Genomic DNA, 20083 nt, shown 5'->3' on the forward strand with positions numbered 1-20083 from the left:
TGGCCTGCGGTTTGCATGTATCTCCTTAACAACATCCAAAGGAGGTTTCATCATGATCAGGACCCTTATTCCGGCAGTTGTGATTGCATCGGCGTTGGCAGCACCGGCGTTTGCCTTTGCTCAGGACAACACCCAGGTCACGCGCTCCGCAGTCAAAAACGACCTTCTGCAAATGGAGCAATCAGGATATAACCCTGATGCCGAACGTACGACCTACCCCGCAAAAACGCAGGCTGCCGAACAACGCGTGCAGGAAGAGCGCGGTGTAGCGGCAACTTCTTATGGACCGTCGACTAGCGGTACGTCCGCTTCCGGGATTCGTGCGCAAACGGGCCCGTCGGACAGCAACCACACGGTTTATTTCGGTCATTGAGCCGTACGTGCGAACATCGAATGAAAGAGGGGCCGCTTGCTACCGAACAAGTGGCTTCTCCTCGGTTAACGCAGATAGCGAGGGACAGTATTTTCGCGGCTATTCATTCAATGTGCATGGCCGCTTTTCTACAATCGATACACGCGAATGTGCAGTGGCCTGCGCCACATTCGCGGCGAGGCAGGCATCAATTTCCTTGCGATGATTTTCTTCAATATGTCACGCGTCGCCATGACAGTTAGCTGACGAATGCCTAAGGCACTATGTGACGTTTACTTTTTCTCGTGCCCCGTCTCGTATGCCTTGATCGCGTCACCTGCCACGCGAAAGGCGGCGAGCGCGAGTGGCGCCCCACAGTACACCGACGCTTGCATCAACACGGCGCGAATCTCTTGCTTCGTTACTCCGTTCCTGAGCGCACCTTTCACGTGGACAGCAAGTTCGTGGTGCTGGCTCATTGCTGTCAGCATTGCAAGGTTGACTATGCTGCGCGTCTTGAATGACAGCGTCTCATCTCCCCATATCTCGCCCCAACAGTACTCGGTGACGAGCTTTTGCATCGGCCGATTAAAGTCGTCAGCCGCAGCCCAGGACTTTTCTACGTGCTCCGCGCCGAGAACTTCTTTTCTGTTTTCGAATCCTTTTTCAAAACGTTCATTGCTATCCATTAGCATTCGCCTTCGTTGACATGGTTTGGTTTCCTTATCGATTTCGTAGGGTACGAATTGAATAAGGCGCTTCGCCGCGTTTAGCCCGTGCGACTCTTTCAACTAATCACTTTTCGCATCGGTCGGAAAAAGGATGTCGCTCCTCTTTCATCAAGATTCGGCCATCCTCCCAATCTGACGACCAGATTGGCGGCGGCTCGGCGGTGTCCTTCCTTCACGCGGGTGTGTGCTTCTTTTTCGTGCCGTATTTGGCGCGATCTATTGGGGATTGCCAAATCGGTTTTGTTATTGTACGACTGTAATACAATCAGTCAAGTTGATATCTATTCGGGTTTTCCTTAACTAGATTCGACTTGCCTGCGAACGGATGCAATCAGATTGAATTTCGGCTCGCCGCCAAATTGTGGTGGACGCTAATCTAATCGACCGTTAGTTGCTAAATGAAGTTTCTTAATACGCGGGACAGCGATGTCCAGAGCGTTCCCGTACAGCATGAATCGAGGTTCGCCCTATATGCTTCGTATCCCGTAGCGGCTCGTCTGTCCGTTTTCGCTGTAACCACGAAATGGCACTAGCACGGATGCTAGCGTCTTGGGGGCACCGCATTCTCAGTCCCACATCCGTCGGTTGGATACGTTGCCCGACTCACGTTGAACGCCTCGCGTGAAACTATCCGTCGGCTGGGGCTTATTGAGCAGAGGGCTGGTTCAACGAGGATTCGCTAATCGAGGGAAGACTTGGGCTCGCCCGATTGACGCCTGCGCACGCCGCCCGTAGGGTGCGTTTCATTTCCTCAAGCCGGTCACCAATATCTGCGGTACGTGCACGTGGATGGGCTATCCGGATAGATGTGTTGCACTCGGCGGTGCTTCGTACGGCGTTGCCCATGCATCTTTCGCGGAAGTCGGCGATCTGCTTCTGAGTTGCTTGCTTCAAAGCTTTTGCCTTGAGCGCCGCAACGAACGATTCGGCCCACTGTCCGGTTGCGACACGAGGCGAAATTTCGCGGCGATCTTGTACGAAAATCGACCGGGCGTCATTCGATACAACGACGAGTTTGCTGTAGGCATCGTCGATAAAAGTCCGACCGGCACATTCGTGCACGGTGGCTGCGATCTGCGCTGCGCGGGCGACATCACGGGCCTTGCGTTCGTCGGCGGTACGTTTTGCGCGAATCTGATGGCTAAAGTCGACGGGCGAGCGCAGCAGGGCGCGAAGATAGCTGATCGGGCGCTTGGCCTGTTTCAGATGGTCCCAGGTTGCCTCGACAACATCGGAGAGCAGCTTGGCTTGAGCCTTTGCTTCACGCATGAGTTTGAAAATCAAAAATTGACGAAAACCCAAACCCAGCAGGCGCTCGAGGTCGGCAGGAACGGCGCCTGGTTGTCTCTTTTGATTCTTAGGGAATAGATCCTTATATATAGCTCCGTCTGCCACGCTGGCACACGGAGCCTCAAAAGTTTGAGAGAGCGTGGCGACGCTACTATCCCTTGATGCGTGGGACTCGCTTGCTTCGGTAGCGGGAGACGAAGAGATATAACCCAGGACCATCGCGGAACGTTCTGTGAGGTGCAGGTAGGCGCGCCCAAACAAGCCCGCGTTGCCATAACGTTTTTGCGGAGCGCGCTCGATCAATCCGGCGGCTTCAAGATCGTCAAGGCTGCGATAAAACGTCCGCATAGACTGCATGGCTCGGCCAGTGAGAAGTTCACGGCGGGCGAATATGGACGCGTAGGGGTTGTTGGCGTCGACCGTGCGTGCGAGCGCAGCCAATACAGCCCTTGCACGGGCTGGTAGTGCAGGATAATTGGCAGCGCGGTGCGCGGCCCGAAACACCACCCAGGGCAGATTGGATTGATGCGCCAGAAATGCATCCAGTGCATTTTGATCGGTAGCGGCGGAATCGTCGTGGAGTGGAAGAGGGTACACAAACCCCTCGCCAGCAACGGAATGTTGCGCGATAAGCATGTCACACGTCCATTTCTAGAAAAATGGAAGAGAAACGCTTGACTGCCGATCGCTATCCGCTACACTTCGAGGTGTTGGGCCTTTATCCGATTCCCGTCGGAGAAATGCAGCGGTGGGCAAGCGACAGCGAAGCCCGGTTAAATCAAAAGCCTTCGGTTCCCGCCGAAGGCTTTTGTCTTTCTGCATTTAAACTAGATCATCGTTGTTCTCGATCGTTAAACTAAGTCCATGATTTTGAAGCCTTCCCTACTAGGGAGAATTTTGAGTTCCCGCTCGACTCCCAAGGGATTGCCAACCTCTTGATGCTAACTCGTTGATTTCAATGTGTTCCCTACTAGGGATCATTGTTTTCCGAGTTCTGTTTCGATAAATGTGCGGATTCGCTCCGCCCATTGCTCAGCGTCATCTGCGGCGCTGCCTGAAAAAGACACGCCTACAACACCGTTGCGGGCTGAGATTTGACAAACTTTCTTTGCGCCCCGACGAATAATCATCGGTTCAATGCGTTCGCGAGATGCGCGAGGCACTTTGGTGGCGGCGATTGCCTGAGCTTGCGTGAAAGCTTCGTCGTTTATCAGGCGTTCAATTGCGGCCTTGACCTTGTCTTCGCGGCCTTCCGCAACCGCCTTGGCCATTTGCTCGGCGGCGTTGCTACCCAGTCGCTCTGGTCGTGTGGCCAAGAGGTCCTTGCTTTCATCGGGCAGGAGATCGAACTTCATAATTCGGCCAACGTGTGAATCACTAATGCCCGCCGCCTTTGCCAGTTCTTCCTTGGTGATTCCCGTCGAGTCCTGCAGCGACTTGAAACCCCAAAACTTCTCGAAGTCGGAAAGTGTCGGCGATAACAGGTTAGAGAAAAAGGCGGCGTACTCGACCATCGAAGCATCGATGTCGAGCACAATGCCGTCGATTTCTGTGCGTCCAATTTCCCGATAAACCGAAGCGCGATTATGCCCGGCCACGATGTCGTACTCGCCATCCGGCCGCTCCCGTACTGTGATTGGCTGAGCGAGCGGGTAAGCGGTCAAGTTGGCCTTAAGCTCGGCATACTCGGCGCTTGTCAATCGACGTCGGCGACCGGGTATTTCATGAAGTTTGTTGAGCGGGATCTTGCCGGGAGCCCGCTGTTCAAGCGCGCGTTTCAGTTTTTCGATCTCTGCTTGCTGGCTATGAACGCGCCCTTGCAATCCAATCAATTGCCCCGGCGCCGTGCGTGGAGCAAGCGGCTCAGAAGGGGCGTCGTTGCTGTCGTCGTCAAGACGGATGCCTGCCGCCTTGGCTTTTTGTTTCGCTGCTGTAGACATGCTTACTCCTTGTCCCAGAGGTAACAAACCTTGCTGTCGATCAAATCAACAACCTGATCGTAGGGCACGCGAATGCGCCGCAGTGTTGCCGCGTTGCCGTCGTAGTTAGGAAAGTCGTACACCGTGGAAAAATCGTTTGTGGTCGTGCGCGCGAGGTCTGTCTCCGGAATTTCAACGGGCAGGACCCGCTCGCCGTATGTAGTGATAACCCAGTCGCGTACGATCGACGCGTTAGCCTTGTTAGGCATGCGCGTAACCAGAATATCGATGAAATCGAACACCTTGGCTTCGTCGGCGGATTCTCCAAACTGCTTCATTCCGGAGACCATATCCGAGAAAAGCGACCAGAACTGCACCATCGATGCGAATGAAAGGGTGTCGGGCATCACTGGAACAATGACGCCATCGGCCGCAAACAGCGCGTTGATGGTGAGATAGCTCAGGGTGGGCGCCGTGTCTATGATGATGTAGTCGTACTCATCCTTGAGATCTTCCAGTCCGTCATTCAGCACATTCCAGAATTTAGCGCTCGGGGACGCATGAACGCGCGCTGGCAGCATGAATTCGGCGTTGAAAAGATCGGTCGACGAAGGTATGAGGTCGAGGTTCTCCCAATACGTTTGCATCGGGAGATTTTTCATGCTGAAGGCTTCTCCGCTTACGTACGCTTCGATCAGAGGCAGAATGGTTTGATCGCCATTGATTTCAGCGTGCGGGTTTATGCCGTACAGCGTGGTTGCGCTGCCCTGCGGGTCCATGTCGATATGCAACACGCGACGACCATGCCGCAGGGACAAACCTTGCGCGAGCACCATGGATGTCGTGGTCTTGGTGACACCGCCCTTGAAGTTGCCAATCGCGATGACCTTGCCTTTTTTCCCCTCGGGACGTTGCCTGGGCTTGCGTTCCGCGCGGACCCACTCAATGGTTTCCGCCAATGTGAACTGTCGGGCTGCGCCAGGCTTTTCTTGCGTCCCCTGCGGAAGTTCGCCTTTCTTGATCAGATAGGAGAAACGGGCTTTATCGATGCCGCACAGTTCCTGGAGTTTGCCGCTCGGGAACACCGGGGCAACCTTCCGCGGAAACGGTTGGAGCATCTGCGTGCGAATTCGCTCAAGCATTTTGGCGGAGCGCGCCGCCAAATTGACGAGGTCGTCCGGCGTCACCTCGATAGGTGGCGTCGAAAGGTTGATATCCATGTGTTCTTCCCGGTGGTGCTGGTTCTACCAAAAACGTGGATTCTCCCTTAAAAGGTAGAACCGACGGTAACCGAAGACTAAGAGGTATACGGAGTAAACGCAAGTAAACTTTGCCACGTGCCGACGGCCGGAAAGGCACGCGGGTAATGGACTGCGGGCAGAAAGATGAGAAATGACTTGAGGGAAAACAGGCGGTTGACCCTGCTTTAGGTCTGCGGAATCAGCGCGGACCGGGGATTGTAAGCACCGGATTGGAGGAACCAGGCCTGTTTTACCTCAGGTGGTCCCGCGAACAAACACTGCCTTGACGTAAAGTCGCGTCGTGGAAAGGTGCGCATGGCCGAGGCGAGCCTGGATTTCCCGACAGTCCGCGCCTTGTCGAAGCGCGTGATGCGAATGAGTGTGGCGGATCCAGTGCGTGCTCGGATCGCGGGCCAGCTTCGGAATCACGCCAGCAAGCACGCGGCGAAATACCTGCCCAATTCCATCCGGCGTGAGGGAATGTCCTGTTCGAAAATTTGCAAGAAGCGGGGTATGGGGTGCGCAGGCAACCGGATTCCCAGGCAGCCCGCGAGTACGCAGGCTGGCGATAAGCAATTCCACGACGGACTGAGGAATCGGAATGCGGCGATCCGGGCCTGACACCATGAGTTGCCAGCAGAGGTTATCCGGGTTACGAGAGGTTTCGGACAGGGCCTTGACCAGATGGCTTGTCGTGGCGCGGGCTAGTTCCGCTCGCCGCAAGCCAGTCGAGTACGCCAGGCTCAGAGCCAAAAAATCGCGTAATTCGCGCTCCGAGTAATGCACGCGCGTGTTCGACTGAACGACGTTACGCCACTGGCCGCGGCTCAAGGACCGTCCGGCGACGTCGATGCGCGGTCCGGTTGCGATACTCGCGCAGCGGGCAAACGGGTTGTTCGCCAGATAGTCCTGGCCTACCAGCCACTCGCCCATTGCATGCAGAATCGCCCGGGCCGTTTCTCGGCTACGGTCCGAAAGCGCGCCAATAAAGGGGCGCCAATCGGGGTGTGTCCGCTCGATTTTCGCGCTTCCGATCCACCGGGCGGCGGGCTGCGGATCGATCAGAAATGTCTCGATATATTCCGCGCAGTCGCCGCTGCTCAGCGACGACAGCGCTTTTCCCTTCGCGTGAATCGCCCAAAGAAGCAACCGTTCCGATTCGCGCCGATATGCACGAACCGTGTGAAGACTGTGCTGACGGCTTGTAAGCCACCCATTGATCGCCTGCAAATCAGTGTCGAAGCCGCAATCCAGCGCAGGCTGGACCATGCGGTTCGTGCCGGCGGATCCGTCCAGTAGTGCCGGCACATCGAGCGCTTCCAGCGGTACGATTCCCTGCTGGCGCGGCCGCACGAGCGCCGGATCATTGCTGGCCAAGCGCCGGCGCGGCGTGACGGCGCGTTTCGACAGCGTGTGGCCCAACGAATCCGCGTGAAGGGAAAGCCAGTCCACGATGCGCCGTGCTGCTTTCGGCCCGACGCGCTCCACCCCGGCGTGCCAGCGATGCCCCCGGCGTTCAATAAACCCCAGCAGATCGGCAAGCGTATATATATGCGCCCGTTGCAATCTGTCCGCGATTGCAGGTTCAAGCCAGCTCGACACCGGATGGTCGGGCTGAGGCGCCTGAACCAGGCTGTTTTCCATCCGGGCGAGCGCGTCGGCCTGACGGCGGCGCAAGCGCGCGTTCCTGGATGCCCGGCGATCAAGCGGAGCGTTTTCCTGCGAATATTCCGCCCGATAAAGCTCAAGCAGTTCGGCTTCGCTATGAAAACCGTTCGGATCGACGGCCTCGCGATACGCGGCGAGCGTCGGCAACGCGCTGGCAGCAACGCGTTCTGCATCGGGAATGCTGCCGGGCCGCAGGCGCAAGAGATGCGTTGCCTCGACATCGCGGGTCCGGCGGGCGGCGCTCGAAAGGGTATCGCGCAATAACCCGATAAGACGTCGTGTGCCGCGTACGTCCGTGGCCGCGTCGCCGTATGTGGCGTGCAATTGTTCGATCGACACGCCGTCCAGATACCCGCGATACAGCGCGAAGTGTTCGCGTGTGAGCCGCTTTATGGAAGCGCGGTTCTCGGGATTGCGGACGGAAGGCGTGTTCAAGGCGACCAGAATTGAATTAATTATGCTTTGGTTTCAAGAGGTTGGATGAAGCCTACCAGCGTGGGCTTGGTTTGACAATAAAAACTGCTACATCTGATAAGTATACAGAGTGACATTGGATTCGAAGATCGCGCGGCCTTGTGCATCGACCGCGCGTCATGGCCGGTTACCTGGCGAGCGCCGCAGCAACAACCGTAGCCAGTGGCGTGGTCGGGCGTCCGAGGATTGCGCTCAATTGATGGCTGTCATCGAAGAGGGCGCCTTTCGCGGTGCCTGTTCCCGAGTCGGAGATCAATGCGGCCACGGGCTCGGGGAGACCGACGCCGATCAGCGCCGCTTTATAGTCGGCCTCGGACACGTCTCGATACACCACCGCTTTACCCGATTGCCGCGCGACTTCCGCCGCGAGATCGGTGAGGGTGTAGGCGGTGTCGCCCGCCAGCTCGTAGATTTGGCCAGCTTGCGCGCCGCGGGTGATCACGAGCGCCGCCGCTTCGGCATAGTCGGCGCGGGCAGCCGATGAAATCCGGCCATCGCGCGAGTTGCCGAGAATCGCGCCATGCTCAAGCGCGGGCGCAAGGCTGCCTGTGTAGTTCTCCGTGTACCAGCCGTTGCGCAACACGACAAACGGCACGCCCGAGTCGCGCAACGCCGCTTCGGTTTCGCGATGCTCGCCCGCAAGACCGAGCGGCGAGGTATCGGCGTGCAACACGCTGGTGTAGGCGATCAATTCGACACCCGCGCGGCGGGCTGCATCAATAGCCGCACGATGCTGCGTGCCGCGCTTGCCAATTTCGCTCGATGAAACCAGCAGCAGCTTCTTGACGCCCGCGAACGCCGCGTCGAGCGTCGCGGGCTCGTTGTAATCCGCACGCCTGACCTGCACACCGCGGGCAGCAAGATCGGCGGCCTTCTCGGGCGTGCGCGCGGCCGCGACGATCTGCGAGGCGGGCACGGTTTTCAACAATGCTTCGATAACAAGCCGGCCAAGTTGGCCGGTGGCTCCGGTGACAGCAATCATGAAGTGACTCCTTGAACGATTAAAAAACGGCGCGGGACACGACCGAATCCGCACGGTATCGGATAAACTAACTTTTCGTAAGTACGTACGCCGAGGTAAGTATCCGTGAAGTCGAATTTCGAATTGCCCATAGAAACCGTACCGCTGTCCGAACTCGTTCGACGCGGCGAGTTGCTTTCGGCCGACTGTCCGTCGCGCGAAGTGCTCAAGCACGTGACTAGCCGATGGGGCGTGCTGGTATTGATGGTGCTGCTGGATGAAAAGACGTGCCGTTTCAGCGACCTGCGCCGCAAGGTGGATGGCGTGAGCGAAAAAATGCTCGCGCAGACGTTGCAATGGTTAGCCGCCGATGGGTTTGTCGTGCGTACGTCGTATGACGTAGTGCCGCCGCACGTCGACTATCGGCTGACGCCGCTGGGCGACGAGGTCGCGCGGCAGGTGAGTTCGCTGGCCGACTGGATCGAGGTCAACCTCTCCCGGATATTGAGCGCGCGGACCGAACCCGCGAACGCATCCGGACACATGTAGACGGGACTCGCAACGCATCGGCAAAATGCCTATAATGAATGTGCAAATTGCCAAGACAGGATTTTGAGGATTTCGCCATGATCGCCGTCGCTTTCAAACCCACCGGGTCCGTCAATCCAAAACGGGCCGAATTCGCGTTGCTCGCGGAGTTGCTCGACGCGTCGATTCACTCCGGACTGGATCTTGCGGAACTCGCGAGCGAACGGGTAGCGGTCGATGTCATCGACCGGTTGTCGGCGCACGGCCTGAAAGCGGACGAGCTGAATTTCATCATTCCGCGCCGAACGCTCACGCATCGCAGGCAGAACCAGGAACGTCTCTCGACCGACGAATCCGACAAGGCCATCCGCCTCGCAAAGCTCGTCGCGCAGTCCGACACGGTTTTCGACAATCAGGACAAGTCGATGCAGTGGCTGAGAAGCCGGCAACGTCGTTTTGGCGGAAAGACCGCGCTCGATATGGCCAGCACGGAACACGGCGCGCGGCTGGTCGAAGAAGCGCTCGTGCAACTGGACGAAGGGTATTTCGGCTGATGGAGCTTTGGCGCATCAGCAATTACGCCGATCTGAAAGGCATTGGCGGATTGCGCGCGCCGGGGCGCTGGCATTTCACGGGGCAGCCGGTTGTGTATCTCGCTGAACACCCGGCCTCGGCGCTGCTCGAAATTCTCGTCCACCAGGAACTGAGTCACTCGGAATACGTTCCGGATTCCTACCAGTTGCTGCGCATTGAAGTGCCGGACGACATCCCGATCGCGGAACTGCTCGAAGCCGATACCCCCGAAGACTGGCGCACCGACATGCAATGGACGCAATCGGCCGGCACCGAATGGCTGGCCGGCGGAACAACCGCGTTGCTGAAAGTGCCGAGCGCCATTTTGCCCGCGACCAATTATGTGCTGAATCCGGCGCATCCCGACGCGGCCCGACTCGAGATCGCGGAAGTCATTCAGGTGCGCCATGACAGACGGATCTTGCGGCTGTTGTCGAAGGATTAGGCCTTCAAATGCGCGATGAGCAGATCCGCCACCGCGCCGGGCGCTTCCCTTGGTGGAAAGTGGCCGACTCCATCCAGCACCACGCGCCGGTATCCGCCGGTGAAATGCCGGTCCATTCCTTCCGACGACGCCGGTTCATCGCAGAAATCCGCGCCGCCCTGGATCATCAGCGTCGGTACCGAAATCCGGTCGATGCCAGCCAGTCTTGACTGCAACGCAGCGTACGCAGGATCGGACACTTCGCCCTGACGCCAGCGCCGGCGATATCCGTTGAGTGTGATCGGCACCCAGTCGGGGTTGTCGAAAGCAGCGGCGGTGCGCGCAAATTCGTTGTCATCGAACCAGCCCGGCGGCGACCACGTGTCCCACTGCAAACGTGCAAACCCTTTGGGATCGGCGGCGAGCGCGGCGGGACCGTCATCGAGCGCCATGAACCATTGATACCAGAACTTGCGCGCCTGGCTGAAACGGGGTAACTCGAACGCGGCATTGGGTTGAAACGCGAGAGCAAGGGCAGCGATTCGACCGATGCGTTCGGGGAACAGCCCCGCCAGCGTGTAGGCCGCACGCGCACCCCAGTCGTGGCCGACCACATCGAAATGTTCAACGCCGAGCGCGTCAGCAAGGTCGATTGCATCCTGCGCGAGCGCGGCGGCCGATGCGTCGCGAAGAATGCCTGGCGAGAGAAAGCGGGTTTGGCCGTGGCCGCGCAGATCCGGAATGATGATGCGAAAGCCCGATTCGGCGAGACGCGCTCCCACGGGTGTCCAGGCACGCGCGGCGTCGGGCCAGCCGTGCAGCAGCAGAACGGGCGGACCGTCAGCGGGACCGGATGTCGTGTACGCAATTTCAAGCTTCGCTGTTCGTGCGGTTTGCGGGTCGTTTACCATGTGCGCTCTCCCGAAGTGCCTCGATGCATGATCGTTGCCGTTCGACACGTTTCTCGAACCGGGCGTTCCTCGATCCAATGTCGGATTAAGCGAAAAAGCAACTAACAATCTGCCCGCACCGCGTCTTTCTTCTTGCCGGCCAGTTATCCAGACGGCCATATCCCGCCTAACTCGCATCGCGTAAAATTTCCCCTTCAATACAACAACGTCACGTCACCATGCCAACAACGCCCGCCGATAAACCTGGCCCGAAAGAGGGCGAAGGCGTTGCTGTCATCGACCGCGCGTGTGCGATTCTTTTCGCATTCCGCCCCGACGACGACGCCCTCACGCTCGCCGAACTCGCCGCCCGGACCGGTCTGTACAAGAGCACGCTGTTGCGCCTTGCTGGCGCGCTGATCCAGCACCGTTTGCTGTTGCGTCGCGACGACGGCCGCTATCAGCTGGGGCCGTCCACGTTCATGCTGGGCGCCGTGTATCAACGCAGCCTGAATCTGGGCGACATTCTCGTTCCGCTCATGCGCGAACTCGCCGAAATCAGCGGCGAAAGCGTGTCGTTTTATGTTCGCGATGATGGCGTGCGCGTGTGTTTGCATCGTGTGGATTCGACGCACGCCGTGCGTTATCACGTGCACGAAGGCGATGTGTTGCCGCTGGAAAGCGGTTCGGGCGGAATGGCGCTGCTGGCTTTTGGCGGCAAGCCGGGCGAGGTCTTCGAGCAGATTCGCGAGGACTTCTATTATGTATCGATGGGCGAGCGCGACCGGGAAACCGCGGGTGTATCGATGCCCGTCTTCGGTGTTCGCCAGACCTTGCGCGGCGTGATTACGCTTGCGGGACCGAGCTCGCGTATTGATCAGGCGTTCGTTGCAAACAACCTCGACGCGCTGTTCGATTGCGCCGCGCGCGCAACCGATGCGCTCGGCGGCGACGCCCGCGCGTTGCGCGCGGCGCAGCGCCGCGTGGCGGACGTTCAGGCCAGATGACGCTCGGGCTTGCCCGTGTACTTGTACGCCATCTGACGCGGCATCGGACCTTTATTGCGTTCTTTCCGGCCGCGCTGCTCCCACGCATGCGACAAGATGCCCACCGCCCGCGACAAACAAAACACGCCGCGCGCAAGCTCGGGCGCAAAGCCAAGTTCGGCATAAATCACGGCGGTCGCGCCATCGATGTTCATCGGCACCGGCTTGTTCTTGCGCGCTTTCAATAACGCCTCGATACCCCGCGCGACCGCCGCATATTTTCCGTCGATCACGCCGTGTTCAACGCTGGCATCGACTAAAGCAAGCAGCCTGGTTGCGCGCGGATCCACAGGATGAAACCTGTGCCCGAAGCCCGGCAGATACTTGCCGCGTTCGCCGATAAACGCATCGACGCCTTGCTCGACCGCATCTTCCAGCGCGGCGCCCGCGTTCTCCAGCGCGACGATCGAATCGTATAGCTCGACAGCTTGCTGGCCGGCGCCCCCGTGGACGTCGTCGAGTGCGTTGATCGCGGAAGCCATTGCGCCGTTCAGCGGCAAACCGCAACTCGTCGCCATGCGCGAGATGGCGATGGAAGGTGCGTGCGGCCCGTGGTCCACCGACGCCACCAGCGCGGCTTCAAATAAACCTGCCTGGTTTTTATCGGGCAATTCTCCGCGCAACATCAGCCAGATCATCTGCGGGAAACTTATCGAGCCAATCAGTTCCTGGATCGGAAAACCGCGCACGTTGATCGACCCCGGATGGATATCGATGATCGAGGTGCTCCAGTAATCCGCGGCGAGCGCGGCGGCGTCAAATTCCTGCGTCATGTTCAGATCACTCCTTCGGCGCGTAGCTGATCGATTTCCGTTGCGTCGAAACCCAGTGCGGAAAGATGTTCGCGTGTGTTCGCGGACAACACCGGCGCGGGCGATGCGGGCGCGGTGTCGGTATCGGCGAAACGAAAACCCGCGCGCGTGACGCGTTGCCGTGTTGCGGCGTCATCGCCGTTGAATTCATGCACGAATTCGCGCGATACCATATGCGGATGCGCGAGGATTTCGGGCACCGACATCACGCGTCCGGCGGGCACGCCGGCTTCGATGAATTTCGCGTCCCAGTTCACCGCGCTGTCCGAGGCCAACGCGGTTTCTATCTCCGCCTTCAACGCCGCGCGATTCACCTTGCGCGTGTTGCGTTCCGAAAAGCGCGGGTCATCGGCGAGATCCGGCCGCCCGATCAAGCGGCACAAACTCACGAACTGCCGGGTCTCGTTCGCCGCGATGTTGAGCAAACCGTCGCCGGTCCTGAACGTGCCGGAGGGCGCGGCCGTGAAGTTTTCGTTGCCCATTGGCGCTGGCGTGACGCCTGCGTTCAGGTAGTTCGACACGACCCAGCCCATGGTAGAAAGCGTGGCTTCCAGCATGGATACATCCAGCATCCGTCCACGGCCGCTGGCGCGCGCGTCGACCAGCGCGGCGCAAATCCCGAATGCGGCGGTCAGTCCGCCGACCGTGTCCGACACGGGATAACCGACCCGCAAGGGCGCGCTTTCCGGATCGCCGGTTACGCTCATCACGCCGGAAATGCCCTGGATGATCTGATCGTAAGCCGGGCGCTTCGATAATTCGCCATCCTTACCAAATCCGGAGATAGCACAATAGACGAGTTTCGGATTGATTTCGCTGAGCGCTTCGTAGCCGAGTTCAAGACGTGTCATCACGCCGGGCCGGAAATTCTCGACAAGTACGTCCGCGGTCTTCACCAGCGAGCGCAGGATTTCCTTGCCGCGTGCGTCTTTAAGATTCAGCGTGATCGATTGCTTGCCCGCGTTCACTGCAACAAACGAAGCGCCCATATCCCGCGCCGACGCTTCCTTGTCAGCGCCGAGCCGCCGGGCAAGATCGCCGCCTTCGGGATGCTCGACCTTGATCACTTCGGCGCCGAGCAGCGCAAGCTGATACGCGCAGAACGGCCCGGCGAGCACATTCGATAAATCCAGCACCCGTATTCCTGCTAACGGAAGCGTCATGTCAAACCCTCTTGTCCAAAAATACCCAACCTACATATGGCGCAACGCTCGACATCAATGGGAAATCTCGTCCAGATTGCGATTGTTCGTGCGCGGTCCAAAGATGCCGATGGCGCCCATCACCATGATCATCGATGCGCTAATCAGCGCGAACACGCCCGTCACTTCGAAGTGACGCAAGGCGAACGCGATCATGAAACCGGAGAACATGGCGGAAAGACGCGAGATGGAATAGACGAGACCCACGGCGCGTGCGCGCAGCCGCGTTGGGAAAAGCTCGGTCTGGTACGCGTGATACCCGACCGAGAGCAAGGTGCCGCACAACGTAATCAGCACGCCGAGAATCATCAGCATGACGGGCGATGTCTGCGTTGCAAACACACTCCCGAACACCGCAATGCCGAGCGCGGACAGCACAATCAGCGTCTTTCGTTCGATGCGGTCTGCAATCGCCATCCCGAGCAGCGGCCCGAACGGATTCGAGATCGCGATGACAAACGAATACAGCAGGCTATGCGTGATCGTGACGCCTTTGGAGACAAGCAGCGTGGGCACCCAGGAAGCGAAACCGTAGAAGCCGATCGCCTGGAAGAAGTTGAAGACAAGCATGGTGATCGCGCGCTTGCGATACGGCGGTTGCCAGATTTCGCGAAACGCGGCTTTGGTGGTCGCCGGTTCGATGGTCGCGACAGGCTCCGGCAGCGCACGTCCGTACTGCGCGGCGACTTTCGTTTCGAGTGCGTGAAGCACGTGTTCGGCTTGCGCGGCGCGGCCCTGCTGCGCGAGCCAGCGTGGACTTTCCGGAACGCGCTGGCGGATCGCCCACACCACGAGCGCACCCAGCGCACCGATGATCACCACCCAGCGCCAGCCGTCGAGACCGAACGGCTTTTGCGGCACGAGCCACCACGCGAAAAACGCGACCGACGGCACGGCCGTGTATTGCACGAGGTGGACGAACGCGAACGCGCGGCCGCGCAAGTGCTTTGGCACGAGTTCACTGACGTAGGTATCGATGGTGACGAGCTCCACGCCCACGCCAATGCCCGCAATCAGCCGCCATATATTGATGGCGGGTGCGGTGCTCTGGAACGCCATGACCAGGGTCGCTATGGAATACCAGAGCAGCGACACGGTGAAGATGGTCTTGCGGCCGTATTTATCGGCGAGTCCTGCCAGGAAGAACGTGCCGATGAACAAGCCCGCGAACGATGCCGCCACGAACGCGCCAAGCCCCGACACGCCGAAGAACGACGCCGTGGTGGTCGAGTACAAGCCGCTTTTCACAAGGCCCGGACCTACGTAGGCGGTAAAAAACAGGTCGTAGAATTCAAACCAGCCGCCAATGGACAGCATGAAAACCAGCGCCCACACGGAGCGCGTGGCGGGCAGGCGATCAATGCGCGCGTTGATGCCGGGCACGGTTTCCCTGCCGCCGGCGTCTGGTTTTTGCGATCCACTAGTCGCATCGATTGGCAGACTTGCCATTTTCAACCCTCCTGCGGGCGTCTCGTTTATCGTGTTCTGTTCAACAGAACGTCGTTCTGTTTGAAGGTGATGCGAGATTAGTGCGTGAGGAGGGCACGCGAAATAAGGGGTTTTACCTAGATGCAGCCACGAATGCGCCGCCGGGCCTTAGCCGATCACTTTGCCCCGCCACGAATCCAGTCGATGACCGTGTGTAAATCGGCATCGCTGATAGTGGGATTGGGCGGCATCGGAATTTCACCCCAGACACCGGCGCCGCCGTTGCGGACTTTCGCAAATAGTTTCTCAGGCGCGGAAGGATCGTTCTTGTATTTTTTCGCGACCGCCTGATAAGCCGGGCCGACGACCTGCGTTTTCACCGCATGACATCCAAGGCAATTGTTCTTCTGCACGATTGCCAAAGCCGCCGCACCGTCCGGCGTCGCACGCGCCGGCTGCGCTGTGAAGAGGGTGAATAGAAATGCAAATTCAAACGCAAGGCAAAGAGTTCCACTCGACCCTTTCTTCATCGATCAGCCCGCCACCTTGTCTGCCGCATTGCTCGTCACGTGGCTTCGAAAGTCCATCGACGCGTTCGCTCTTAGTCCTTGATATCGAAGACAGGTGACGCGAAGGAACGATGCAAAGTTCGTCGTCTCGCCGAGATGCTGCGTGATCTCCTCATGCAACTTGGCGATGAGCTGGTTGGTGGTCATGTCGTTGTCGGCGGCGAGTTCGGACAGCGTCTGCCAGAACAGGTTCTCCAGCCGGATGGTTGTCGTCACGCCGCTGATGCGCACCGAGCGCGCGCGGCATTCGTAGAGAATCGGATCGGTTTGAGCGTAGATCCTGCACATGAACGAACTCCTTGCAGTGAAGGCGGAACCGCCCGATGGCGGCTCCGTTGCAGCGTCTAGATGCTGCGGCGTTTCATCTGGTCCGCTATGTAATCCGATTGCCGGATTGCCAGCGTCACGATGGTGAGCGTTGGATTTTCGGCCGCGCTGGTCGTGAACTGGCTGCCGTCGGAAATGAAGAGGTTGGGGACATCGAAAGTCTGGCCGTGCTTGTTGCAGACACCATCGCCCGGTTTCGCGCTCATCCTGCAAGTGCCGAGATTGTGCGTGGACGGATAGGGCGGGGTACGCAACGTCTTGACCGCGCCCGCGGCTGTATAGATGGCCTCGCCTTGCTTGAACGCGTGCTCGCGCATGGCGGTATCGTTCGGATGGTCATCGTAATGAACGTTCGCCACCGGCAAGCCGATCTGATCCTTCACGTCATGATTCAACGTGACGCGGTTCGTCTCGCGCGGCATGTCCTCGCCGACTATCCACATGCCCGCGATATTTGCGTAGTTATCCATATAGTAGGTAAAGTCCGATCCCCACGCGCCCGGGTCGAAGAACGCCGCGGCAAACGGCAGGCCGAGCGAGATGGTCTCCATCTCGTAGCCGCCCGCAAAGCCGCGCTTCGGATTGAACCCGGCTTCGTCGGTGATGATGCCCGCCATCACCGTTCCCCTATAGAAATGCACCGGCGCCTTGAACACGCCGTAGACGGACCCCGTTGTATGGCGCATGTAGTTCCGTCCGACCTGGCCCGAACTGTTTGCAAGTCCGTCAGGATGTTTCGATGATTCCGAGAGCAACAAGAGCCGCGGCGTTTCTATGGAATTGCCCGCGACGCAGACCACGCGTGCGCGCTGGCGTTGTTGTTTGCCATCGGCGTTCGTATAGATCACGCTGCTTGCCTTTCCCGCCGCGTTCGTTTCAATACGCATCACATGCGACTCGGGACGCACTTCGAGGCGCCCGGTTGCTTCCCCTGCGGGGATCTCGGTGTAGAGCGTGGACCATTTCGCACCCGATTTGCAGCCCTGGAAGCAGAATCCCAGTTGCATGCACTGGCCACGTCCCGCGCGTGGGCGGCTGTTGATCGCCATGTGCCCGGTGTTGCAATTCTTGTAGCCGACCTTGGTTGCGCCGTCGTAGAAGACCTTGAAGTTGTTGTTGCCCGGCAGTCCCGGAATGCCGTTTGTGCGCGTCACGCCCATCTTGTTCTCGGCGCGCGCGTAGTACGGTTGCAGGTCTGAAAGCGTGATCGGCCAGTCGAGCAGATTCGCTTGATCGATGGAACCATACGTGGTGCGCGCCTTGAACTCGTGTTCGTGAAAGCGCAGCGACGCGCCCGCCCAATGTGTTGTCGTGCCGCCAACGGTCTTGCAGATCCACGCCGGCAACTCGGGGAAGTCCTTCGCGACGCGCCAGTCTCCGGATGTGGTGCGCTTGTCGGTCCAGGCGAGTTGCCCGAAAGATTTCCATTCGTCGTTGATGAACGTGGCCGATGACTGGCGCTTGCCCGCTTCCAGTACTACGACTTTCACGCCCTTCTGGCACAACTCGTTCGCGAGCGTCCCGCCGCCCGCGCCCGAACCGACGATCACGACAACGGAATCGTCGTTGTAGTCGAACTTAGCCATGCTTGCCTCCTCGGCAGTTTTTGCGTTCAGGTTCGGGTTCAGGCGACCGGCGGACTCGCGCCGGCAGGCGGATTCGGCAACCATGTCAGGTCGTTGAATCCGCGGCCCACGTAGCCGCCCTTGCTGAACGCTTCGCCTTCGTAGCCGAAGTGCGCAAACGACATGTCGTTGTTATAGAGCGAGGTGACGCATTGCGCGCGCACGAGCAGCACGAACGGATCGGTCTGATTTGCCTCGACGATCGCCGTGCGCTGCGCGTCGGAGAGCGTCCCATTGCCGGTCCATTTGCCCTGCGCCGCGTCGTTCAGTTTCGCCACGCCGTTCTTGATCACGTCCATGGTCTTCTGATCAGTGGCTTTCGCATCGACATCCTTCACGGCCAGCGCGTAGACCGCGTCGGGCAACGTCTTGTGCGGGTAGAGCGTGCGCGCGAGCGCCATGATGGCGTCGGCCTGGGACTGATCGATGTGAGTCAGTTCCACCGCCCACGCGCGACTGGGCGCGAGCAGCGCGATGGGCGTGCCGGCCGCCAGTACGCCGGACAGGACCACGGAACCCTGGAGGAAGTGCCGGCGGCTCGCGCGCGCGGGCGGCACAGCGGGATGTGTATGTGTATGTAAACCGGCCGCGGAACCTTGAAGGCCTTCGGCGGCGACGACGGCAATGGGGATTGCCTTGGGCATGATTGTCTCCTTTTATAGTTGTCCAGTACCTGCGTCAGTTCATACGTAGTGGCCCTCCCTCGATAACACTTCGATCTTGTAGCCGTCGGGATCCGTGATGAAGAAAAAGCGCGCGGCGACAGCGCCATCGTGCGTGAGCGACTTGAGCTCGCCCGGCTGCATGCCCTGGCTGATCAAACGATCGCGGAACGCGGCCAGATCGTCGACGGCGAACGCCACGTGACCGTAGCCCGTGCCGTGCGTATAGGGCGTGGCCGTCCCCTTGTTCAACGTGAGTTCAATCTCCGCGCCGCTCTGTGGATCGCGAAGATAAACGAGCGTAAAAGTATCGAAATCAAGGCGATGCGATTCGCGCATGCCGAACGCGTCCTGATAGAACGCAATAGAGCGATCCAGCGCCTGGACGCGGATCATCAGGTGGAGGAATTTGGTCATGCGCGGCTCGTGTCATGGCGTCGCTTCAGTATGCAACGTTGGCAGAAAACCGGGTAATAGCGGGCTATTACGCTGCTTTAGCGGCCCTGTGTTTTCCCTTAAGGAGCGCGTTTGCTCGGGTTAAACACCTAGAACCGGCACGCCCTCGGCGCACGATCGATCAACGGGAGTTCGATGACATGTGAGCGAACGTATCGCCTCGAACGAGACGATACGACCAGACACTTTCGCGCCGGCTGAAGACCTGGCGCGCAGCGAAAGCCAATGTTCAACAATCAACGCTCAACGCTCAATAAGCGCCCATGTAGTCGCGCTTGCCAATTTCCACTCCGTTGTGACGCAGGATGGCGTACGCGGTCGTGACGTGAAAGAAGAACTGCGGCAAACCGTAGTGCTGCAGATAAGCGCTGCCGTTGAGCTTCTTCTCTTTCGGCGTACCCGGGCGCAGCACGATCTCCTTGTTTTCGCTGCCTTCGAATTGCGCGGCATCGAACGATGCGATGTGGGCCAGCGCCTTTGCAACCAGCGCCTGCAGATCGGCGAACGTGACTTCGGTATCGGGCCATGACGGTACTTCAGCGCCTGCGAGCCGCGAGCTTACGCCCTTCGAGAAATCAACGGCGATCTGCACCTGGCGCACGAGCGGGAACATGTCCGGGAACAGGCGTGCCTGCAACAGCGCGTTCGGTTCGATGTTCTTTTCGGTTGCGTGCACTTCGGCTTTGCGCAGCACCTCGGACAAAGCCGTCAGCATTTGCTTGAAGACCGGGACGGATGCGTTGTAGATGGAAATAGTCATGGTCTCTCTGGGAATGAGGTGGATGTTCGTATGCCGGCGCAGAAGGCAACGCGCCTGATAGATGGATTGAGCGATTGGATCCGTTGGTCCGGCGCGAAGTCAGATGAAGCTATAACGCCGTTAACCGCGCCAGATTATAAGCGTC

General features: G+C 59.1%; 21 protein-coding genes. 5 read left to right on the plus strand and 16 right to left on the minus strand.

The genetic code is table 11. The features are described 5' to 3' along the window. The first annotated feature begins 52 nt into the window (after positions 1–52). Positions 53–373 carry a DUF4148 domain-containing protein gene (locus ACRWA7_RS01160; protein ID WP_438390714.1) on the plus strand — a complete coding sequence of 107 codons (321 nt, stop codon included), beginning with the start codon at positions 53–55 and terminating at the stop codon, positions 371–373. Positions 374–645: 272 nt separating this feature from the next. On the opposite strand, the gene ACRWA7_RS01165 is transcribed toward ACRWA7_RS01160, so the two are convergent. The 6 genes from ACRWA7_RS01165 to ACRWA7_RS01190 form a co-directional block, all read right to left on the minus strand. After that, positions 646–1041 carry a carboxymuconolactone decarboxylase family protein gene (locus tag ACRWA7_RS01165; protein ID WP_060856565.1) on the minus strand — a complete coding sequence of 132 codons (396 nt, stop codon included), beginning with the start codon at positions 1039–1041 and terminating at the stop codon, positions 646–648. Positions 1042–1728: 687 nt separating this feature from the next. Further along, positions 1729–3009 (minus strand): replication protein O, encoded by a 1281-nt coding sequence (locus tag ACRWA7_RS01170; RefSeq protein ID WP_438390715.1) that lies wholly within the window; start codon positions 3007–3009, stop codon positions 1729–1731. 341 nt (positions 3010–3350) lie between these two features. Further along, positions 3351–4313, minus strand: coding sequence for a ParB/RepB/Spo0J family partition protein (locus ACRWA7_RS01175; protein WP_438390716.1), 963 nt, complete (start codon positions 4311–4313; stop codon positions 3351–3353). A gap of 2 nt (positions 4314–4315) precedes the next feature. Next, a complete protein-coding gene (locus ACRWA7_RS01180; protein ID WP_060856501.1) occupies positions 4316–5512 on the minus strand; it encodes a ParA family protein in 1197 nt (398 codons plus the stop codon). 276 nt (positions 5513–5788) lie between these two features. Then, positions 5789–7636, minus strand: a complete 1848-nt coding sequence (locus ACRWA7_RS01185) for a phage integrase family protein (RefSeq protein WP_438390717.1) — start codon at positions 7634–7636, stop codon at positions 5789–5791. Between the two features lie 166 nt (positions 7637–7802). After that, on the minus strand, positions 7803–8657 hold the full coding sequence (locus ACRWA7_RS01190; RefSeq protein ID WP_438390718.1) for an SDR family oxidoreductase: 855 nt from the start codon (positions 8655–8657) through the stop codon (positions 7803–7805). A gap of 105 nt (positions 8658–8762) precedes the next feature. Between ACRWA7_RS01190 and ACRWA7_RS01195 the strand changes: the two genes are divergently transcribed. The 3 genes from ACRWA7_RS01195 to ACRWA7_RS01205 all read left to right on the plus strand — a co-directional run bounded on the left by ACRWA7_RS01195 (position 8763) and on the right by ACRWA7_RS01205 (position 10182). Beyond that, complete coding sequence (locus ACRWA7_RS01195) at positions 8763–9185, plus strand: winged helix-turn-helix transcriptional regulator (protein WP_438390719.1); 423 nt, start codon at positions 8763–8765, stop codon at positions 9183–9185. 77 nt (positions 9186–9262) lie between these two features. Beyond that, positions 9263–9718: a type II RES/Xre toxin-antitoxin system antitoxin gene (gene parS / locus ACRWA7_RS01200; protein ID WP_438390720.1), complete on the plus strand. Its 456-nt coding sequence runs from the start codon at positions 9263–9265 to the stop codon at positions 9716–9718. Further along, a complete protein-coding gene (locus ACRWA7_RS01205) occupies positions 9715–10182 on the plus strand; it encodes an RES family NAD+ phosphorylase (RefSeq protein ID WP_438391023.1) in 468 nt (155 codons plus the stop codon). The genes parS and ACRWA7_RS01205 overlap by 4 nt, the downstream gene beginning before the upstream one ends. On the opposite strand, the gene ACRWA7_RS01210 is transcribed toward ACRWA7_RS01205, so the two are convergent. Beyond that, positions 10179–11072, minus strand: a complete 894-nt coding sequence (locus tag ACRWA7_RS01210) for an alpha/beta fold hydrolase (RefSeq protein ID WP_438390721.1) — start codon at positions 11070–11072, stop codon at positions 10179–10181. The genes ACRWA7_RS01205 and ACRWA7_RS01210 overlap by 4 nt on opposite strands. Positions 11073–11290: 218 nt before the next feature. Between ACRWA7_RS01210 and ACRWA7_RS01215 the strand changes: the two genes are divergently transcribed. After that, positions 11291–12058 (plus strand): IclR family transcriptional regulator, encoded by a 768-nt coding sequence (locus ACRWA7_RS01215; protein ID WP_438390722.1) that lies wholly within the window; start codon positions 11291–11293, stop codon positions 12056–12058. On the opposite strand, the gene ACRWA7_RS01220 is transcribed toward ACRWA7_RS01215, so the two are convergent. The 9 genes from ACRWA7_RS01220 to ACRWA7_RS01260 all read right to left on the minus strand — a co-directional run bounded on the left by ACRWA7_RS01220 (position 12046) and on the right by ACRWA7_RS01260 (position 19938). After that, the gene (locus tag ACRWA7_RS01220; RefSeq protein WP_438390724.1) at positions 12046–12870 is read right to left on the minus strand and encodes a citryl-CoA lyase; all 825 of its coding nucleotides are present in this window, start codon (positions 12868–12870) and stop codon (positions 12046–12048) included. The genes ACRWA7_RS01215 and ACRWA7_RS01220 overlap by 13 nt on opposite strands. 2 nt (positions 12871–12872) lie before the next feature. Next, entirely contained in the window at positions 12873–14072 is a 1200-nt protein-coding gene (locus ACRWA7_RS01225; RefSeq protein WP_060856493.1) for a CaiB/BaiF CoA transferase family protein, read from the minus strand. 54 nt (positions 14073–14126) lie between these two features. Then, positions 14127–15560 (minus strand): MFS transporter, encoded by a 1434-nt coding sequence (locus tag ACRWA7_RS01230; RefSeq protein ID WP_438390725.1) that lies wholly within the window; start codon positions 15558–15560, stop codon positions 14127–14129. Between the two features lie 155 nt (positions 15561–15715). Then, entirely contained in the window at positions 15716–16069 is a 354-nt protein-coding gene (locus ACRWA7_RS01235) for a c-type cytochrome (RefSeq protein ID WP_438390726.1), read from the minus strand. Positions 16070–16072: 3 nt separating this feature from the next. Beyond that, positions 16073–16396 (minus strand): ribbon-helix-helix domain-containing protein, encoded by a 324-nt coding sequence (locus tag ACRWA7_RS01240; protein ID WP_060856491.1) that lies wholly within the window; start codon positions 16394–16396, stop codon positions 16073–16075. Between the two features lie 56 nt (positions 16397–16452). Continuing rightward, positions 16453–18021: a GMC family oxidoreductase gene (locus tag ACRWA7_RS01245; RefSeq protein ID WP_438390727.1), complete on the minus strand. Its 1569-nt coding sequence runs from the start codon at positions 18019–18021 to the stop codon at positions 16453–16455. Positions 18022–18059: 38 nt separating this feature from the next. Then, positions 18060–18704, minus strand: a complete 645-nt coding sequence (locus tag ACRWA7_RS01250) for a tat (twin-arginine translocation) pathway signal sequence (RefSeq protein ID WP_438390728.1) — start codon at positions 18702–18704, stop codon at positions 18060–18062. A gap of 39 nt (positions 18705–18743) precedes the next feature. Then, positions 18744–19139 (minus strand): VOC family protein, encoded by a 396-nt coding sequence (locus ACRWA7_RS01255; RefSeq protein WP_438390729.1) that lies wholly within the window; start codon positions 19137–19139, stop codon positions 18744–18746. A 289-nt stretch (positions 19140–19428) separates the two neighbouring features. After that, positions 19429–19938: a DUF1993 domain-containing protein gene (locus tag ACRWA7_RS01260; RefSeq protein ID WP_438390730.1), complete on the minus strand. Its 510-nt coding sequence runs from the start codon at positions 19936–19938 to the stop codon at positions 19429–19431. Between the last annotated feature and the right edge of the window lie 145 nt (positions 19939–20083).

Source organism: Caballeronia sp. DA-9 (genome assembly GCF_051615025.1).
Lineage (GTDB): Bacteria > Pseudomonadota > Gammaproteobacteria > Burkholderiales > Burkholderiaceae > Caballeronia > Caballeronia sordidicola.

Excerpts from the sequence above, each read along its gene's own strand:
- ACRWA7_RS01160 (WP_438390714.1), top strand. The coding sequence starts at position 53 with ATGATCAGGACCCTTATTCCGGCAGTTGTGATTGCATCGGCGTTGGCA.
- ACRWA7_RS01165 (WP_060856565.1), bottom strand. The coding sequence starts at position 1,041 with ATGGATAGCAATGAACGTTTTGAAAAAGGATTCGAAAACAGAAAAGAA.
- ACRWA7_RS01170 (WP_438390715.1), bottom strand. The coding sequence starts at position 3,009 with ATGCTTATCGCGCAACATTCCGTTGCTGGCGAGGGGTTTGTGTACCCT.
- ACRWA7_RS01175 (WP_438390716.1), bottom strand. The coding sequence starts at position 4,313 with ATGTCTACAGCAGCGAAACAAAAAGCCAAGGCGGCAGGCATCCGTCTT.
- ACRWA7_RS01180 (WP_060856501.1), bottom strand. The coding sequence starts at position 5,512 with ATGGATATCAACCTTTCGACGCCACCTATCGAGGTGACGCCGGACGAC.
- ACRWA7_RS01190 (WP_438390718.1), bottom strand. The coding sequence starts at position 8,657 with ATGATTGCTGTCACCGGAGCCACCGGCCAACTTGGCCGGCTTGTTATC.
- parS (WP_438390720.1), top strand. The coding sequence starts at position 9,263 with ATGATCGCCGTCGCTTTCAAACCCACCGGGTCCGTCAATCCAAAACGG.
- ACRWA7_RS01210 (WP_438390721.1), bottom strand. The coding sequence starts at position 11,072 with ATGGTAAACGACCCGCAAACCGCACGAACAGCGAAGCTTGAAATTGCG.
- ACRWA7_RS01215 (WP_438390722.1), top strand. The coding sequence starts at position 11,291 with ATGCCAACAACGCCCGCCGATAAACCTGGCCCGAAAGAGGGCGAAGGC.
- ACRWA7_RS01220 (WP_438390724.1), bottom strand. The coding sequence starts at position 12,870 with ATGACGCAGGAATTTGACGCCGCCGCGCTCGCCGCGGATTACTGGAGC.
- ACRWA7_RS01225 (WP_060856493.1), bottom strand. The coding sequence starts at position 14,072 with ATGACGCTTCCGTTAGCAGGAATACGGGTGCTGGATTTATCGAATGTG.
- ACRWA7_RS01230 (WP_438390725.1), bottom strand. The coding sequence starts at position 15,560 with ATGGCAAGTCTGCCAATCGATGCGACTAGTGGATCGCAAAAACCAGAC.
- ACRWA7_RS01235 (WP_438390726.1), bottom strand. The coding sequence starts at position 16,069 with ATGAAGAAAGGGTCGAGTGGAACTCTTTGCCTTGCGTTTGAATTTGCA.
- ACRWA7_RS01240 (WP_060856491.1), bottom strand. The coding sequence starts at position 16,396 with ATGTGCAGGATCTACGCTCAAACCGATCCGATTCTCTACGAATGCCGC.
- ACRWA7_RS01245 (WP_438390727.1), bottom strand. The coding sequence starts at position 18,021 with ATGGCTAAGTTCGACTACAACGACGATTCCGTTGTCGTGATCGTCGGT.
- ACRWA7_RS01250 (WP_438390728.1), bottom strand. The coding sequence starts at position 18,704 with ATGCCCAAGGCAATCCCCATTGCCGTCGTCGCCGCCGAAGGCCTTCAA.
- ACRWA7_RS01255 (WP_438390729.1), bottom strand. The coding sequence starts at position 19,139 with ATGACCAAATTCCTCCACCTGATGATCCGCGTCCAGGCGCTGGATCGC.
- ACRWA7_RS01260 (WP_438390730.1), bottom strand. The coding sequence starts at position 19,938 with ATGACTATTTCCATCTACAACGCATCCGTCCCGGTCTTCAAGCAAATG.